Origin of the sequence: Centipeda periodontii DSM 2778, assembly GCF_000213975.1 — a bacterium.
Classification (GTDB): Bacteria; Bacillota; Negativicutes; order Selenomonadales; family Selenomonadaceae; genus Centipeda; species Centipeda periodontii.
In genome coordinates this window covers 1,497,200-1,513,937 of record NZ_GL892076.1, presented here as the reverse complement: position 1 = coordinate 1,513,937, position 16,738 = coordinate 1,497,200, and the positions used below count along the sequence as shown (strand labels likewise).

General features: G+C 48.1%; 16 protein-coding genes. 2 read left to right on the top strand and 14 right to left on the bottom strand.

The features are described 5' to 3' along the window. The first annotated feature begins 38 nt into the window (after positions 1-38). Complete coding sequence (locus HMPREF9081_RS06725; protein WP_006306357.1) at positions 39-1,655, top strand: nucleoside kinase; 1,617 nt, start codon at positions 39-41, stop codon at positions 1,653-1,655. A gap of 54 nt (positions 1,656-1,709) precedes the next feature. Here the strand turns inward: HMPREF9081_RS06725 and HMPREF9081_RS06720 are convergent, their stop codons facing one another. From HMPREF9081_RS06720 to hisG, 9 genes are all read right to left on the bottom strand, one after another. Then, a complete protein-coding gene (locus HMPREF9081_RS06720; protein WP_006306356.1) occupies positions 1,710-3,098 on the bottom strand; it encodes a pyruvate carboxylase subunit B in 1,389 nt (462 codons plus the stop codon). Between the two features lie 201 nt (positions 3,099-3,299). Beyond that, entirely contained in the window at positions 3,300-4,004 is a 705-nt protein-coding gene (gene hisIE / locus HMPREF9081_RS06715) for a bifunctional phosphoribosyl-AMP cyclohydrolase/phosphoribosyl-ATP diphosphatase HisIE (protein WP_006306355.1), read from the bottom strand. After that, positions 4,004-4,804, bottom strand: coding sequence for an imidazole glycerol phosphate synthase subunit HisF (gene hisF / locus HMPREF9081_RS06710; protein ID WP_006306354.1), 801 nt, complete (start codon positions 4,802-4,804; stop codon positions 4,004-4,006). The genes hisIE and hisF overlap by 1 nt, the downstream gene beginning before the upstream one ends. 1 nt (position 4,805) lies before the next feature. Continuing rightward, positions 4,806-5,528 (bottom strand): 1-(5-phosphoribosyl)-5-[(5-phosphoribosylamino)methylideneamino]imidazole-4-carboxamide isomerase, encoded by a 723-nt coding sequence (gene hisA / locus HMPREF9081_RS06705; RefSeq protein WP_006306353.1) that lies wholly within the window; start codon positions 5,526-5,528, stop codon positions 4,806-4,808. Then, positions 5,525-6,154 (bottom strand): imidazole glycerol phosphate synthase subunit HisH, encoded by a 630-nt coding sequence (hisH, locus tag HMPREF9081_RS06700; RefSeq protein ID WP_006306352.1) that lies wholly within the window; start codon positions 6,152-6,154, stop codon positions 5,525-5,527. Before hisH ends, hisA begins: the two co-directional genes overlap by 4 nt. 9 nt (positions 6,155-6,163) lie before the next feature. After that, a complete protein-coding gene (hisB, locus tag HMPREF9081_RS06695; protein WP_006306351.1) occupies positions 6,164-6,763 on the bottom strand; it encodes an imidazoleglycerol-phosphate dehydratase HisB in 600 nt (199 codons plus the stop codon). Continuing rightward, positions 6,760-7,824 (bottom strand): histidinol-phosphate transaminase, encoded by a 1,065-nt coding sequence (hisC, locus tag HMPREF9081_RS06690; RefSeq protein ID WP_006306350.1) that lies wholly within the window; start codon positions 7,822-7,824, stop codon positions 6,760-6,762. Before hisC ends, hisB begins: the two co-directional genes overlap by 4 nt. After that, positions 7,808-9,163, bottom strand: a complete 1,356-nt coding sequence (hisD, locus tag HMPREF9081_RS06685; RefSeq protein ID WP_006306349.1) for a histidinol dehydrogenase — start codon at positions 9,161-9,163, stop codon at positions 7,808-7,810. The genes hisC and hisD overlap by 17 nt, the downstream gene beginning before the upstream one ends. Beyond that, complete coding sequence (gene hisG / locus HMPREF9081_RS06680; protein ID WP_006306348.1) at positions 9,163-9,825, bottom strand: ATP phosphoribosyltransferase; 663 nt, start codon at positions 9,823-9,825, stop codon at positions 9,163-9,165. The genes hisD and hisG overlap by 1 nt, the downstream gene beginning before the upstream one ends. 154 nt (positions 9,826-9,979) lie before the next feature. Between hisG and HMPREF9081_RS06675 the strand changes: the two genes are divergently transcribed. Further along, on the top strand, positions 9,980-10,936 hold the full coding sequence (locus HMPREF9081_RS06675; RefSeq protein WP_006306347.1) for a D-2-hydroxyacid dehydrogenase: 957 nt from the start codon (positions 9,980-9,982) through the stop codon (positions 10,934-10,936). 6 nt (positions 10,937-10,942) lie between these two features. Here HMPREF9081_RS06675 and HMPREF9081_RS06670 read toward each other — a convergent pair whose 3' ends face one another. The 5 genes from HMPREF9081_RS06670 to alaS form a co-directional block, all read right to left on the bottom strand. Next, entirely contained in the window at positions 10,943-11,479 is a 537-nt protein-coding gene (locus HMPREF9081_RS06670) for an HD-GYP domain-containing protein (protein WP_006306346.1), read from the bottom strand. Then, complete coding sequence (hisZ, locus tag HMPREF9081_RS06665; RefSeq protein WP_006306345.1) at positions 11,476-12,654, bottom strand: ATP phosphoribosyltransferase regulatory subunit; 1,179 nt, start codon at positions 12,652-12,654, stop codon at positions 11,476-11,478. The genes HMPREF9081_RS06670 and hisZ overlap by 4 nt, the downstream gene beginning before the upstream one ends. Then, a complete protein-coding gene (locus HMPREF9081_RS06660; RefSeq protein WP_040394699.1) occupies positions 12,651-12,971 on the bottom strand; it encodes a YerC/YecD family TrpR-related protein in 321 nt (106 codons plus the stop codon). The genes hisZ and HMPREF9081_RS06660 overlap by 4 nt, the downstream gene beginning before the upstream one ends. Before the next feature lie 103 nt (positions 12,972-13,074). Then, positions 13,075-14,007 (bottom strand): HlyD family secretion protein, encoded by a 933-nt coding sequence (locus HMPREF9081_RS06655; protein WP_040394697.1) that lies wholly within the window; start codon positions 14,005-14,007, stop codon positions 13,075-13,077. 79 nt (positions 14,008-14,086) lie between these two features. Then, the gene (gene alaS, locus HMPREF9081_RS06650; protein ID WP_050795061.1) at positions 14,087-16,708 is read right to left on the bottom strand and encodes an alanine--tRNA ligase; all 2,622 of its coding nucleotides are present in this window, start codon (positions 16,706-16,708) and stop codon (positions 14,087-14,089) included. Positions 16,709-16,738 lie beyond the last annotated feature (30 nt).

Sequence of the window (16,738 nt, the reverse complement as noted above, 5' to 3'; positions counted from 1 at the left end):
ATTTATTTTTCTATAGAGAGAAAGGGAAGGGGATTCTTATGGACAACAATTTGATTATGAAGGCAAAAGAGGCTCAAAGTTCCTATTCCAGTTTGATTGTCGCAGCTAAAATCAACGGAGAAATACGCGATATTCAAACGCCGCTTACAAAAGGCGATACTGTTCAATTTGTTGAGCTCAACTCATCGCAAGGCTGGACAATATATCGACGCTCCGTGCTGTTCCTCCTCATTGCGGCACTGAACCAAATAGAGGAAAATGCTGAGGTTATTGCAAAATTCACAGTCAATAAGGGACTTTACTGCGAAATCAAAATTCCAAATCGTACGATTGATACATCTTTTATCCAAGAAATAGACCGTCAAATGAGGAAGATGATTGCGCTGAACCTTCCCATTGTAAAACATTATATTCCTCGTCAGGATGCGATTGACCTGTTTCAAAAACTGGGACGTGAGGGAAAAGTAAATCTCCTCTCCGCGCTATCCAAGCCCCTTATCAGCATATATACCTGTGCGGAGTATTCGGACTATCTATATGGACCAATGCTATATGAAACAAAAGAACTTGGTCTTTTTGAACTCGACTGCGAACCGGACGGTGTATTGATCCGAACACCGGACGAAATGACAAACGGGCAAATCAGAGAGCGCATCAACCAGCCCAAATTTGGCTCGATCCTCACGGAATCGAAAGCGTGGGCAGATATCTTGGAGTGCCGCTTTATTTCCGATCTCAATCGTATCAACAAGGAAAATTCAATAGGAGAACTCATTCGTATTTCAGAAGCGTTGCAAGAAAAGCGCATTGCACAAATTGCAGATCATATTTCTTCCCACCGCGAAAATATTCGCCTGATCCTGATTGCGGGGCCATCCTCATCTGGAAAAACATCGTTTGCACAGAGGCTCCGCATACAGCTGCGTGTCAATGGACTGCGTCCGGTAATGATCTCTCTGGATGATTATTTTCTCAACCGTGAGGATACGCCGCTAAATGAAAAGGGGCAGTATGATTATGAGTCCCTTGAAGCATTGGATACAAAGCTCTTTAATCAGGATATGATTGATCTTCTTGCTGGAAAGAAAGTCCAAATTCCACGATATAATTTTATAACGGGAATGAGAGAGTGGAAGGATGATACTTTTCTCTCCATACAAGCAGATCAGCCCATTATTATTGAGGGAATTCATGGGTTGAATGAATATCTGACAAAGGATATTCCCCGCATCAATAAGTACAAAATTTATATCAGTGCTTTAACGCAGCTCAATATCGATGCACACAACAGAATACCAACGACAGAAGTGCGCTTTTTACGCAGACTCGTACGGGATTATCAATTTCGCGGGGCAAAGGCACTTAAGAGCATTCGACAATGGCCGGATGTCAGGGCAGGAGAGGAGAAATACATCTTCCCGTTCCAAGAGGAGGCAGATGTGCTCTTCAATTCCGCACTGATCTATGAGATCGGTGTCTTAAAGAAATATGCCGTACCTCTTCTGGAAGAGATCAACTGTGGCGAGGAAGGATATACCGAGGCGCGCCTCATCCTGCGATTCCTCCAATATGTCGATGAGATTTCTGCCATAGACGACATTCCAAATAACTCCATTTTACGAGAATTTATTGGCAAGTCAGTATTCTTCTCATGAAAAAAGCTAGGGCTCTATCCAAAGAGCTCTAGCTTTTTTAGAAACAAACTACGTTTACTCTTTTACGTAAGCAGTGATCGGCTTATAATGCTTCTGGAAGAACTCTTCCGCAACCTGCGGGAAGAGAGCATAGGAGAGAACATCCTCATCCGAGGGGTTGAGATATCCCTTGGCTTTCAGTTCTTCCTTGAACTCTGCGAACGTCGTTGCCTTTGCATCCTCAATGGAGCAGTCCTCAATGATGTCCTCCGGTGCAATGCCAAGCGTGTCAGTCAAGAACTTGCGGTCGATCTCAACAGGGGTCCTGCCGAACTTGCCGCGTGCGAGATCTTTGAACTCAGTCGGAACCATCTTGTAACGCTCACCGGTCATCACATTGAAGGTCGCCATCGTACCGACAATCTGCGAGGACGGCGTAACGAGGGGAGGATAGCCGACATCTTTGCGAACACGCGGCATCTCATCCAGCAGATCCTGATACTTGTCCTCCATACCTGCTTCCTTGAGCTGGTTTGCGAGGTTGGAAAGCATTCCGCCTGGAATCTGGAAGTCCAGCACGTTCGGGTTCACATCGAAATAGCCTTTGAGGTTGAATGTCTTGATGAGATCCTGCTTGACTCCGAGGAAATACTTCGAGATCGGCGTCATCGCCTGACGGTTGAGTCCCGTATCACGCTCCTCACCCTCAAGCATCGCCACCATCGTCTCCGTACACGGCTGCGAGGTGTCACTTGAGAAGGGGGCAAGCGCGGTATCAATGATGTCAACACCAGCTTCGACCGCCTTCAAATAGGTCGCATGACCGAATCCGGAAGTGCAGTGCGTGTGAAGATCAATAGGAATCTTCACCGCAGCTTTGAGCTTCTTGACAAGATCTTCTGCCACATACGGCTTCAGAAGCCCTGACATATCCTTAATGCAAACGGAATGGCAGCCCATCTTTTCAAGTTCAACAGCAAGCTCAACAAAGCTCTCATTCGTGTGAACAGGACTGATCGTATAGACCAGACAACCCTGAACATGCGGCTTCTCGGGGCACTTGAGTGCCGCGTCAATCGCAACCTTGAGGTTGCGGATATCGTTGAGTGCATCAAAAATACGGAATACACCAACACCATGTTCGGATGCCTTCTGAACAAACTTCTCCACAACATCGTTGGAGTAGTGGTTATATCCAAGCAAGTTTTGTCCACGGAGAAGCATCTGGATCGGCGTTTTGAGATTCTTCTTCAAAATATCCAAACGTTCCCACGGATCCTCATCAAGGAAGCGCAGGCAGCTATCAAACGTAGCACCGCCCCATGCCTCAAGAGAATTGTAGCCAATCGCATCCAGTGCAGCAAGCTGCGGAAGCATGTCCGAGATTCTCATGCGGGTTGCCAACAGTGACTGGTGACCATCACGGAGGACAGTCTCAGTGATTTTGACCGGATTCTTTGCCATAAAAGAACACTCTCCTTGATTAAAAAGTATAATCAAAAATTATATAACCCAACATCTAAATTATAGATTCAAATTGGATTATTGTCAATGACAAGTTATAAAATTCACATATTTTTACACAAGCTTTGCAGCCAGTTTTCTCACGCCCCAACTATCCATAATTACCATTATGGATAGTTGGGGCGGAAAATCAACGTGAAACTACATGTCTGGCCGCATTCCTGTTTTTCCGGAAAATTTATGATAGCTGCCTCCGTTATGTCTGCGCTTCAATTCCTCAAGCAAATCCTCCGGCGTCATATTATGATACGCCAACAACACCAAGCAGTGATACCAGAGATCGCCCATCTCATAAAGCACATCCTCGCGAATGTTGTTTTTGGATGCAATGATCGTCTCGGCCGTTTCTTCGCCAAGCTTTTTTAAGATCTTGTCTTGACCTTTGTCAAAAAGATAATTGGTATAGGAACCTTCGACGGGATGAAGCCGACGGCTCTGGATCACCTGATAAAGATCAGACAGAATCTCCGTGAGCGACATTTCATCATTTGCATTCACAGGAACGATGCTGTTTTCGTTTGCACGATAAATTTTTCGCCCGCTAAAGCACGAATACGAGCCCGTGTGACAAGATACGCCCGTCTGTTTTACACGAAGAAGTATCGTATCACCGTCACAGTCATATGAGATCTCCTGCACGCGCTGCACGTTTCCGGAGGTTTCACCTTTTTTCCAAAGTTTTTTGCGGCGGCGGCTGTAATACCATGCAAATCCCGTTTCAATCGTTTTTTCAAGCGATTCGCGATTCATGTACGCGAGCATCAGCACCTGATTGTTCTCTTCCTGCACAACAGCAGGAACAAGACCACGCTCATCAAATTTTACCATTGAGATATCAACATTCATCAGAATCGAACCTCCAGTCCACGTGACTTTAAGTACATTTTCACTTCTTTTATGGAAAGTTCCCCATAGTGAAACAAGGATGCAGCGAGTACAGCATCTGCTTTCCCTGCCGTGAGCACATCATAAAAATGTTCGAGAGCACCCGCTCCTCCCGAGGCAATCACAGGTACATTTACATTCTCAGAGACAGCCCATGTAAGCTCAATGTCATATCCATCCTTCGTACCGTCAGCATCCATGCTTGTCAGTAAAATTTCTCCAGCACCAAGCGCAACAACATCCTTTGCCCAAGAAACGCAGTCCTTCCCTGTAGGTGTACGTCCTCCGTTAATATAGACCTCCCACGAGTCTGCGCCATTACGTCGTGCATCAATCGCAACGACAATGCACTGACTTCCAAATCGCAAAGCTCCCTCGCGTATGATTTCCGGATCTTTCACTGCCGCAGTATTGACAGATATCTTATCTGCCCCTGCTTTCAGCATATGGTGCATATCCTGTAAACTGCGAATCCCGCCGCCTACAGTGAGTGGAATAAAAACTTTTGAAGCACAGTCGGATACAACATCAACCATGGTATTCCGTTCTTCATTCGATGCCGTAATATCCAGAAATACGAGTTCATCCGCGCGTTCTTTATCATAGCGTTCGGCTAATTCCGTCGGGCTTCCGGCATCTCTCAATCCGACAAAGTTTGTCCCCTTAACAACACGACCATCCTTGACATCAAGACAGGGGATAATGCGCTTTGCAAATGTTTTCTTCAAGATGGAACTCCCCCTTTCAAAAGATGAATTCATCTCAGCGAGCCGCAACAATTGCCTCAGATAAAGAAAGTGTTCCTTCGTAAATGGATTTGCCGGCAATTACACCGACGATTCCATCGACTTCACGTTTTTTGAGTGCATGAATATCTTCCAATGACTTCACGCCGCCGGATGCAATGATATCCACACCGGACTCGATTGCCAGTTTTGAGGTTGCCTCAATATTGACGCCTGAGAGCGTTCCGTCCCGCGATATATCAGTGTATATGATCGTTTTCAGACCAAATGAAGCAAGTTCTTTTGCCAATTCAACGGCAGGAATTCCGCCCGATACCCCCCATCCATCAATGACCGTAATTCCATCCTTGGCATCAATTCCGACGACAATGCGATCACGATAACGCTGACAGGCTTCCTTTATAAGGCTGCGATTCTGTACGGCGACAGAGCCAAGAATCACACGCTTTACGCCAAGTTCCAATGTATTTTCTATGGTTTCGAGAGTGCGTATACCGCCGCCAACCTCAATGGGAATTTGAACACTACTGAGAATTTTCTTGATTACCTCAGTGTTTTGGGGCTTTCCCGCAAGTGCTCCATCAAGGTCAACCACATGCAGGTACTCTGCTCCCTCCCGTACCCAACGAAGGGCGACATCTTCGGGGTTGCTGCTGTAGACTGTTTCCTTGGCAAAGTCACCTCTAAGCAGACGGACACATTTTCCATCGCGTAAATCAATGGCAGGAAAAATAATCACCTGCTTCCCTCCTGTCCATTACGAATAAAATTTTGAATAACTTTTAACCCGGTATCCCCCGATTTTTCCGGATGAAATTGTGTTGCCATAATATTTCCGGCAGATATGGACGCCGTAATTTTCTCTCCATAGAAACACGTTGAAGAAATGATAGAAAGCTCTGCAGGGACCGCATGATAGCTGTGCACAAAATACACATACGAAGCCTGCGGTACGCTCTTAAACAGCCCCTTGTCCCTGTGTGCTTCCGAAATATCGAGCGCATTCCAGCCCATATGTGGGATTTTTTCATTTGGCGCAGATATTTTTCGCACATGACCGCGTAGCAAACCAAGCCCCTCTATACCGAAAGATTCCTCACTTCCCGAAAAAAGAATTTGAAGACCTACACAGATCCCAAGCAAGGGAACCTCACGATCAACGCATTCCTGAATGGCAGGAATCAATCCCGATTCCTTGAGCTGCTTCATGCAGTCGCCAAAAGCGCCCACTCCCGGTAGAACAATTTTATCTGAAGAAAGAATGTCGTCGGCTTTCCCACTCACACGAACTTCTGCCCCCAATGCCGCAAAAGCCTTCTCAACGCTGAACAAATTTCCAGCTCCGTAATTTATAATTGTAATCATAGCATTTCCTTACAGAACACCTTTGGTCGATGGAATCATATCCCCCAGTCGCACATCCTTTTCTACAGCAATCCTGAGTGCATGTGCGAGAGCTTTGAATACAGCCTCCACCTTGTGATGTGAGTTCGTACCATAGAGAATCTTCACATGGAGTGTGATTCCCGCATGAAAGGCAAATGCGCGCAGGAACTCCTCCGTGAGCTCTGTATCATAACCACCGATCATCGGCGTCATCGGTGTATCCCCTGGATCGTAGACGAGAAATGGACGCCCGCTGATATCCAGAGCCGCCAAAACCAATGTCTCATCCATGGGCAGATAGAACGAGCCATATCTCGTTATTCCACGTTTTTCACCAAGTGCGGCATGAAATGCCTGTCCCATTGTAATGCCGATGTCCTCAACGGAGTGGTGTCCATCGACTTCAATATCACCATCACATTTTACGGTCAAATCAAATCGCCCATGAGAAGCAAACAGTGTCAGCATATGATCGAAGAAGCCGATCCCCGTATCAATCTCAGAGATTCCCGTGCCGTCAAGCCCAATAGCAACATGCACATCTGTTTCCGCCGTTTTGCGATATATTTCCGCATTGCGCTCACTCATGGATTGCCCTCCACAAAAGATTTCATGACACGATATACCGCATCATTTTCATCCGGACGACCGATGGAAATACGCAGCATATTCTCTAATCTTGATATCTTTCCAAAACTCCGTACCCCAATGCCACATTTGATGAACTCTTCATTTAATGCCTCTGCATTAGGATAATGAAGCAGAATAAAGTTGGCACGAGATGGATAGACAGTTACTCCTGCAAGGCGTTCATAGTCTTCCCGCATACGCTCGCGCTCTGCACAGATCATCTGAATCTGCGGCTCAAACTCCGTTCGCATCTGGAACACGGTATCTGCGGTGACCAAGGACAATACGTTCATGTGATACGGCATATATGTCTTTTCAAGCATAGCGATCACATCACTATGCGCAAGCATATATCCCACACGACATGAGGCGAGCGCATACGCCTTTGAAAAGGTACGTGCAATCATCATATGCGGATATTTTTCCAGAAGAGGAATGGATGTATTTCCATAAAACTCGACATATGCTTCATCAATCAGAAATGCACATGAAATATTCTCTGCAATATGTTCAATCTCTTCAATCGTCAACACCTGCCCTGTCGGATTATTCGGATTGCAGATAACCGCGAGGGAGGCCTCATTTTGATTGACCGTCTGAATAAACGCGTCTACATCCAGTGTAAAATCATCCCGCAGCGAAACAGCAACCCCCTCTGCATCCGCTGAAGCAGCATAGATTCCATACATAGAGAATGAAGGCATCGGATAAACAATCTTATGGTCTTTGTCGCCTCCAAAAGCATAGAATACCTTCTCTATGATTTCACTGGAGCCATTTCCTATGATAATGTTTTCCGGATGGTAACCGTACGCCTCTCCAATCTGCTCACAGAGCAAATGGTATTCTTCATCGGGATAGCGTGCAAAAGCCACGCGTGACAGGCGCGACATAATACGCTCCTCGACCAAGGGAGGCTGTCCAACATTGGATTCGTTGGCATTTACTTTAATACGCCAATCCAATTCGCGCGTGTCATACATTGGCATGGACGCCAAACCGTCACGATAATTCAGCATGTTCTCCCCTCCTGATCTGAATGGCACGTGCGTGGGCATCAAGTCCTTCTGCCTCAGCAAGACGGATAATATCATCACTGACCTCGTCAAGCGCCCTCTGCGTATAAGAGATAATACTCGTACGCTTCATAAAGGTCTCGACGTTCAAAACGGAATAGAAGCGTGCCGTACCACCCGTCGGCAGCACATGATTGGGGCCCGCGAAATAATCCCCAAGCGGTTCCGGCGAATACGCTCCAACGAAGATGGCACCTGCACATCTGATCTGAGGCAGCATATGAAAAGGCTCTTTTACGAGAAGTTCCATATGCTCAGGTCCCGATACATTTGCAAGAGCTATTGCCTGTTCCATATTCTCGGTCACAATGATATGTCCATTATCTTCGATCGAAGCACCCGCGATGTCCTTGCGCGGAAGCACTTCCAACTGACGCTGCACTTCGCTCATCGTGTTCTCTGCCAATGACCGGTCATCGGTGATGAGAATACTTGAGGCAAGCGGATCGTGCTCTGCCTGGCTGAGGAGATCGGCTGCGATGTATTGGGGGGATGCGCTGTCATCTGCGAGAATCAAGATCTCGCTTGGTCCCGCAAGCATATCAATGTCTACATGACCGTATACTTCTTTTTTGGCAAGGGTGACAAAGATATTTCCGGGTCCCGTAATCTTATCGACACGCGGAACAATCTCTGTCCCATACGCCATCGCCGCGATTGCCTGTGCTCCCCCCATTTTGAATATCTTATCGATGCCAAGGAAATGAGCTGCCACGAGAACGTAGGGGTTGATAATTCCATCCTTCGTCGGGACAGCCATAATGATTTCTCCAACGCCCGCGACAAGAGCCGGAATCGCATTCATCAGAACCGACGAAGGATATGCCGCCGTCCCTCCCGGAACGTAGATGCCGACACGGGAGAGCGGAAGAACCTCCTGTCCAAGAATTGAGCCATGCGCGCGATACGTCATCCATGAGCGCGGTTTTTGTTCCTCATGATACGAAAAGATGTTGTCGGCAGCCTTCTTGAGCGAGGCAACAACGTCCGGATTGACACTGCGTTCAGCCGCCTGAAACTCTTCCTCGGACACCATCAAATTCTTCGGTGTCAAGTCCACATGATCCAGTAATTTCGTATAGTGGAAAAGAGCCTCATCCCCCTTGTATCGAACATCTCGGACAATACGATGAACGAGATCTATCGGAGAAAGGTCCTCACCAAAGATTTCCACATTACTCTGTCGAATACGATCGTTCAATGTAAGCTCATCAAATGCTTTTTTCTTGAGCAAACGCTCAGCTACCTCTATTCCAATATCTGCAACAGAAACGATATTCATCAGATTTCCCCACTTTCCAGAACCTGTTTCAGATCGTTTACAATTTTATAGATACGGTCGAATTTCAGCTTGAAGCTCACGCGGTTGACAATGAGACGTGCACTGACATCCATGATGTGTGCAATTTCTTCCAAATCGTTTTCGACCAGTGTTGTCCCAGTTTCCACAATATCGACGATGCTCTCGGAAAGCCCAACGATAGGCCCCAGCTCAATCGAACCGTTCAGCTTTATATACTCCATCTGCATTCCCTGTCGGGCAAAGAATTGCTCTGCAATATTGGGATACTTGGTCGCCACCCTTGTATGTGCGTAATCCATAAGATGAGCTCGCTTTTCTTCGCGTGGTACAGCCATCATCAAACGGCACTTTCCAAAGCCAAGATCGAGCAGTTCATAGACATCCTGTCCAGATTCCAGGAGCACATCCTTGCCGATAATGCCGATATCCGCTGCGCCATATTCTACATAAGTGGGTACATCCGACGTTTTCGTGATGATAAATTGAACCTTGAGATCATGATTTGAAATCACGAGTTTACGCGATTTTTCACTCATATGCTCCGCCGTGATTCCAACTTTTTCAAACAGGCACGCGGACAAAGAGAACAACTTTCCCTTTGGCAATGCGATCGTTAGATAATCGGCTGTATATTTCTCCATGTAATCCCCTCTTATCCTTTAGCTAATTAAAGAACTAATATGACCGTATACTACCACGTTGGAGATAATAGGTCAACTAATCAAAAAGGATTTTTAACTCTTATATCGAATAGTCACTATTATAGAAAAGCCATCCGAACAAAAGGAGCCACAGATGACACTTCAAATATTATCATTTGTGAAGCTGAGTGATAAACAGATGGAACTGATCCATCAAAGCCATTCGGATTGTCATCTCAGATGTATACGTCCAAAGGAAGCCGGAGATGCACTTGCTGATGTTCATATCCTATTGGGCTACGATTCACAAATGGATATGAAAAACCTGCTCCCCCAAATGCCGCATCTACAATGGATTCACACATACAGCGCCGGTGTTGAACAACTTCTCGCGAATGAAATTTTCACGCGGTCCGATATATTGCTGACCAATTCGCGCGGAATCCACGGTATTCCCATGGCGGAGCACGTTCTCGGAACAATGCTCGCGTACAGCCGCCGTCTCATTGAGGCATGGGAGAACCAGAAGACGCATGTATGGAAACGCCTGACCGAGCCGGACGAGCTGTTTGGAAAGACGGCTGCTGTCATCGGTTTGGGCAGCATTGGCAGAGAGATTGCAAAACATCTCAAAAACATGGGGATGCGGATTGTCGCTGTAAAGCAAAAGGAATCGACCGAGCCTTTTGTAGATCAGTTGTTCACCATAGATCATCTCTCGGATGCGCTGTCCTGTGCCGACTATGTGATCGTTACCCTCCCACTGACGCCCCAAACAAAGAAAATATTTAACGCCGATACTTTTAATATGATGAAAGAAAATTCTTTTTTCATCAATGTATCCAGAGGTGATGTGGTCGAGGAAGCCGATCTCGTTGAAGCTCTTGTGACAAATCGTATTCGAGGCGCTTCGTTGGATGTCTTTACCACAGAGCCGCTCCCCGAAGACTCTCCTCTGTGGAACGTGCCGAATCTATTCATTACCCCACATCACTCTGCGATCTCACCAATGTATTTGGATCGATCACTCAAGATTTTTCGAAACAACTTGCAGATCTTCCCACAGCGCATCGGAATGCTCAACGTCGTCGATAAGCAGCGCGGATATTGACCAGCCTCAGTTTTGTGCATCTGCCTGCTTTAATATGGACAGCACCAGAGAATCCTCTGGTGCTGGTTTTTTTTGATGGTATTGAATAATATCCGCCTCTGCCACGTCTCCTATTGCACGTAGCCGATCTGCTCCAATATACGGATGGCTCACATAAATGTAGAATGCCATGCCGATTCTTCCACAGATACCATATGTATCTTTGCGACGGATGAAATATGGTATTACGGACGGCGCGAAACGATCAGCAAGAACGGCAAATACCTTCCCCCAAATATCCGCCGCGCCCTTTACGCGACCGATATCATGGAGCAACGCACAGCGAATGAGCAGGATATATGTATCCAACTCCATGCATCCTCGCTTTGCATAAAGGTCCTTTGCCGTAAGTGCAACACGAAAGGCATGATATTGATCTGCCGCATGCATAGCATAGAACAAATCCCTCTCGGCAAGGCTCAGATAAGACCTTACAAACAGATGTCCTTCTGGACCCATCCGCCCGCACAGTGCTCGTATAAACTGGTGTATGCGTTGTTTCATCCGAAATACTCAAGACGGCTATATCCGCGCCTCTTACAGGAAAGTTCGGCTTCTTCACGGGATTGCCCCTGCATCCCGAGCTCTGCTGATTTACCCTCCCTGCGCAATTCCATCGCCCGCTTTATTGCATTCTTGATGAAGTCATCCGCATATCCGATATACACATCCTTCACCACAGGTGGAATCTGGATCCCTTGACGATTCAGTGCCAAGAGGATTCTCTCCATACCGAGCGCAAAGCCCGTCGCTGGCTGGGGATGTCCATAGTCGGTCAAAAGGCGATCATAGCGCCCGCCGCCGCACAGAGGAAAGCCCAGACCAACGGAATAGCCTTCGAAGACCATCCCCGTATAATAGTTAAAATCGCGGATGATGCCCAGATCGAAACGAACATAATCGCCATATCCGTAGGATTTGATCAGCGCATAAATCTCAGCTAGATTATCAACAGCAGAGCGACCTTGCGAGTTGAGGGGGAAATCATAGAGGCGTTTCAAAAGATCTTCTCTGCCATTTAAGAGCGGGAGTTTCTTTAAATTCTCCTGATCCTCGATCGAAAGGGGCAATGTGTCAATCATCTGATCCATGAGAACGATATCGTGCCGCTCAATGGCGGATTTGAGTGCTCTGCACAAGGACTCCTCAATCGCATAATACGCCAGCATGGCGTCCAGAAAGGCAACCTGCCCCAAGTGTATCTGAAAATCCTTGATGCCACACCGCAGGACAGATTCGATCGCCAGTGAAATAATCTCAGCATCGGAAGCAGGGGTTTCGCTCCCCATCAGTTCGACACCCGCCTGATGAAACTCGCACTGACGCCCCATCTGAGTTTGCTCCATACGAAATACATTGCAAATATAGGACAGTTTCAGAGGAACAGGGGCGTCCTTCAGTCGAGTGCTGACAAGCCTTGCGATGGGTGTCGTCATTTCATTGCGAAGCGCAAGCAGTTTGTTCTTATTCCCCAGCAGCATGAAGAGAGAGTTCTCTTCCAATATGCGTGGAGCAAGCGTTTCCAAATGTTCGATGGTCGGTGTGATGACCTCATCATAACCCCATGAGCGAAATAAGTCGGACAACGTATTTTCCATATGGCGCATTTCTGCCGCATCTCCGGGCAGGAGATCCCGTGTTCCATACGGCGTTTCCAAAATGAGCTTTTCAGAATTCATCTGTGATTCTCCTTATCGACCGGATGTGCAACAATGCCCTTTTCAAGTACAAGTGTGTATCCATCTGCCCCATAGTTCAGACAGCGTTTGACGCGGCTGATGGTCGCAGTACTGGCACCGGTATGCGTAACGATATCGTCATAGGTGCTTCCTTCATGTAGCATACGGGCAACATCCAGCCGCTGTGCCATCGCACGAAGTTCCCCGATCGTACAGACATCTTCAAAGAATTGATAGCACTCCTCCATGGTATCCAATGAAAGGATTGCGCGACACAGTTGATCGGTCAGATCGTCTCTCAATTTCTCATTTACCATATGCAGATCCCTCTCATGAACACTGCGGTTCATCTTGCTGATTCGTTCCCAGTATAGCACAGAATGCCATGTACGAAAAGTTTAGGTATGCATCACACATTGATTACGGGAGAAAATGCAGTACGATGTTTTCCTCATTCCCTGCAATTCGATCCGGCGGCACAGAGATACGAACGATTTTCACATCTTCTTTCTCTGATTCGGCGCTCTCCTCAACCGTTCCCTCGGCAGACTGACCACCCAATTCATATCGGACAATTTGCCCCGGATAAATCTTGCTCACATCCTCTGCAGATATCTCTGCTTCAATCCAGCAGTTTTCCGCAACATCCAGTGACAGGATTGAATCGCCGCTGTCGATACGGTCGCCCTGTTTTACGAAGATCGCCGACACATCTCCTTCTCTCGCGGCAAATAGCCCTATTGCCCCCGTATGATCGCGCGCTTTTGTCAAGCTCTCCTCTGCTTTCTCGAGTTGTTCTTCTGCCGCACGCAACGCCGCAGGATTCGGCACTCCTGCACTTTGTCTGCTGCCGAGTGTCAGAGCACTCTTCTCCTGCTCGTACGCCGCAGTTGCTTCATCTCTTTTCGCCGCACTGACTGCCCCCATCTCATAGAGCTCTTTCATTCGCTCCATACGCAAGCGCGCAGCATCCAGACGTTCCGATTGCACGGGCAAATTCTGAGATGTCGCTGCAGCTTCATATCGAATTTGTGCAACATTCTGTTGTGCAAGTTCTACATTTTTCTGCAAGCGGGCGATTTCCTCATCCGAGAATACATTTTGTACCGTGACGAGGAGCGTTCCCAGCATCACATGATCGCCCTCCGCTATGTGTATTTCTTGAACAATCGACGGATTTCCCGCCTGCAATGTGCTTTGTTCATGGACGAGATGCGCATTTGACAGCGTAAGCTGATCCGATCGCCCCATCCCATACAGCAAGAAAAACGAAACACAAACTACAATGAGCAGAAAAAGGATCAGAAGCAAGTATGCTCTTTTTTTTAAGAGATCGGTAATGTCGTTTTCCATAGAAGCCTCTAAACATTTTATCAGTGATTCCCTAAAAAATATGGCTGTCAGCGATGTGACAGCCATAAACCAATACATGTTATTCGACAGAGACCTGCTGACGTATCACAGCAACCGCCTCGTCAAACGCCTGTGGAAGCTGTTCCGGATTCTTTCCGCCCGCCTGCGCCATATCGGGACGTCCGCCACCGCCGCCGCCCACGGCTTTCGCAGCAGCCTTAATGATATTGCCCGCATGAGCCCCCAGCTGCACGGCAGCCTTATCCGCCTTGACGACGAGGCTGACCTTATCGTCAACAACAGCCCCGAGAACAACAATGCCTGCTTCCAGTTTCTCACAGATAAGATCTGCAATATGACGAAGCTCGTCCATGGAGTCCACATTGACTTTCCCGACAACGACATTGAATTTTCCAATTTCCTGCATCGCCATAAGGAGCTTCTGGGCATCCGCCTTATCACGGAACTCTGCAAAACTCTTCAGTTGCTCCTGCATACTCTTTCTCTCGCTCAAGAACTTATCGACCTGAACACAAAGATCTTCGGGCTTTGTCTTCAGTTTGTGCGAAAGTTCCTGAACGGTCTGTGCCATCTCCGTAGCATATGCGAATGCAGCACGTCCCGTGATCGCCTCGATGCGGCGCACGCCCGCCGCTACACCCGATTCGCTGACGATCTTGAACAGTCCGATCTGTCCTGTGTTCGACACATGAGAGCCACCGCACAACTCAATGCTGAACTGTGGTACACTGACAACACGTACGATATCGCCGTATTTCTCTCCAAAGAGTGCCATCGCGCCAAGCGCCTTCGCCTCATCAATCGGCATCATGGAGATTTGCAGATCGCTCGAACGAAGAATCTCCTCATTGACAAGTTCCTCGACATCGCGCAGCTGCTGCTCGCTCACAGGCTCGAAATTCGTGAAGTCAAAGCGCAGACGCTCAGGGGTGACAAGAGATCCTGCCTGTTGCACATGCGCGCCCACGACACGCTGAAGAGCCGCCTGAAGGAGATGTGTTGCCGTGTGGTTGCGCGCAGAGGAGAGCTTCTTCTTCGCATCAAGATGAATCTCTACCGTGTCTCCACGCTGCAGTTGCCCCTCCTCGACATAGGCGACGTGATAGACCGTACCGTCGGGCAGACGCTTTGTATTGCTGACCGAGAGATAGCCAAGGTCACTGCGCAAGATGCCCTCATCGCCGACCTGTCCGCCGCCTTCCGCATGAAAGGGCGTTGTGCTTAGGATAATTCCTGCACTCTCACCGTCCTGCAGCGAATCGACAAGCTCGCCTTCGCTCCAGATTGCGACAACAGTCGCTTGTGTCGCTGTAGCATCCTCCGTCAGGCTGCCGGTATCTATCCCCGACAGATCGGGAACAGATACCGCCTGATTTTCCGCACGTGCGCTTCTTGCACGCGTGCGCTGCTTCTCCATTTCCTGATGAAAGCCATCATCATCCAAGGAAATCCCGTTTTCATGAAGAATTTCTTGGGTAAGTTCTCGTGGAAATCCGTAGGTATCGTAGAGTTTGAATCCGACAGTTCCAGGAAGAACAGCTTCCCCCGCTTCCTTCAGCCGGGAAATCTCATCGTTCAGAAGTTCGATGCCCTGTGCAAGTGTGGAGGCAAAGCGATCTTCCTCCACGCGTATGACACGCTTGATGTAATCCTGTTTTGCCAGAATCTCACTGAAGTCCTTCGCATTGCGGAAGATCGCAACAACGGCATCAACTGCACCGTCGAGGAAGGGCTTTGTGATTCCGAGCATACGTCCATGACGGATCGCACGGCGAAGCGTGCGACGGAGAACATACCCGCGCCCCTCGTTCGACGGCAGAATGCCATCCATAATCATGATGGCGACGGAGCGTGCATGGTCCGCAATCACCTTATGGGAAATGTCCTTTTTCGGATCTTCCCCATAAGGCACATCCGCAATCTTGGACGTGTACTCGATGATCGGATAGAGCAGATCCGTCTCAAAATTCGTTCTCTTATTCTGCACAACGGAGGCAAGGCGCTCCAGCCCGCAGCCCGTATCAATATTCTTGTGTGCGAGAAGGTTGTACTCGCCTTCCTCCGTGCGGTCATACTGCGTAAAGACGAGATTCCAAATCTCAAGGAAGCGATCACAGTCGCAGCCAACGCCGCAGGTCGGTTCTCCGCAACCACGATCTTCGCCGAGATCAATGTAGATCTCAGAGTCCGGCCCGCAAGGACCGGGACCGATCTCCCAGAAGTTGTCCTCCAATGCGACGATATGATCCGGAGACACGTCGGTCTCTGAGAGCCATATAGAACGCGCCTCGTCATCCTCGGGGTAGATGGAAACCCATAGCTTATCTTTCGGAAGCTCGACAACCTCCGTCAGAAATTCCCACGCCCAAGGGATCGCCTCCTTCTTGAAGTAATCGCCGAAGGAGAAGTTTCCAAGCATCTCAAAGAAGGTCTGATGACGTGCGGTGCGCCCGACATTTTCGATATCACCCGTACGCACACAGCGCTGACAAGTCACAATGCGGTTTCTGGGCGGCTTCATCTTGCCGGTGAAAAAGGGCTTCAAGGGAGCCATTCCGGCACCGATTAAAAGAAGGGTGGGATCGTTGTCGGGAACGAGGGAGTAACTGGATAAACGAAGGTGGTCTTTTTTTTCTGCAAAGAACTGCAGATATGCTTCACGCAGTTCATTGCCGGTCATGTACTTCAATGCAATCGCCCTCCTAAAACC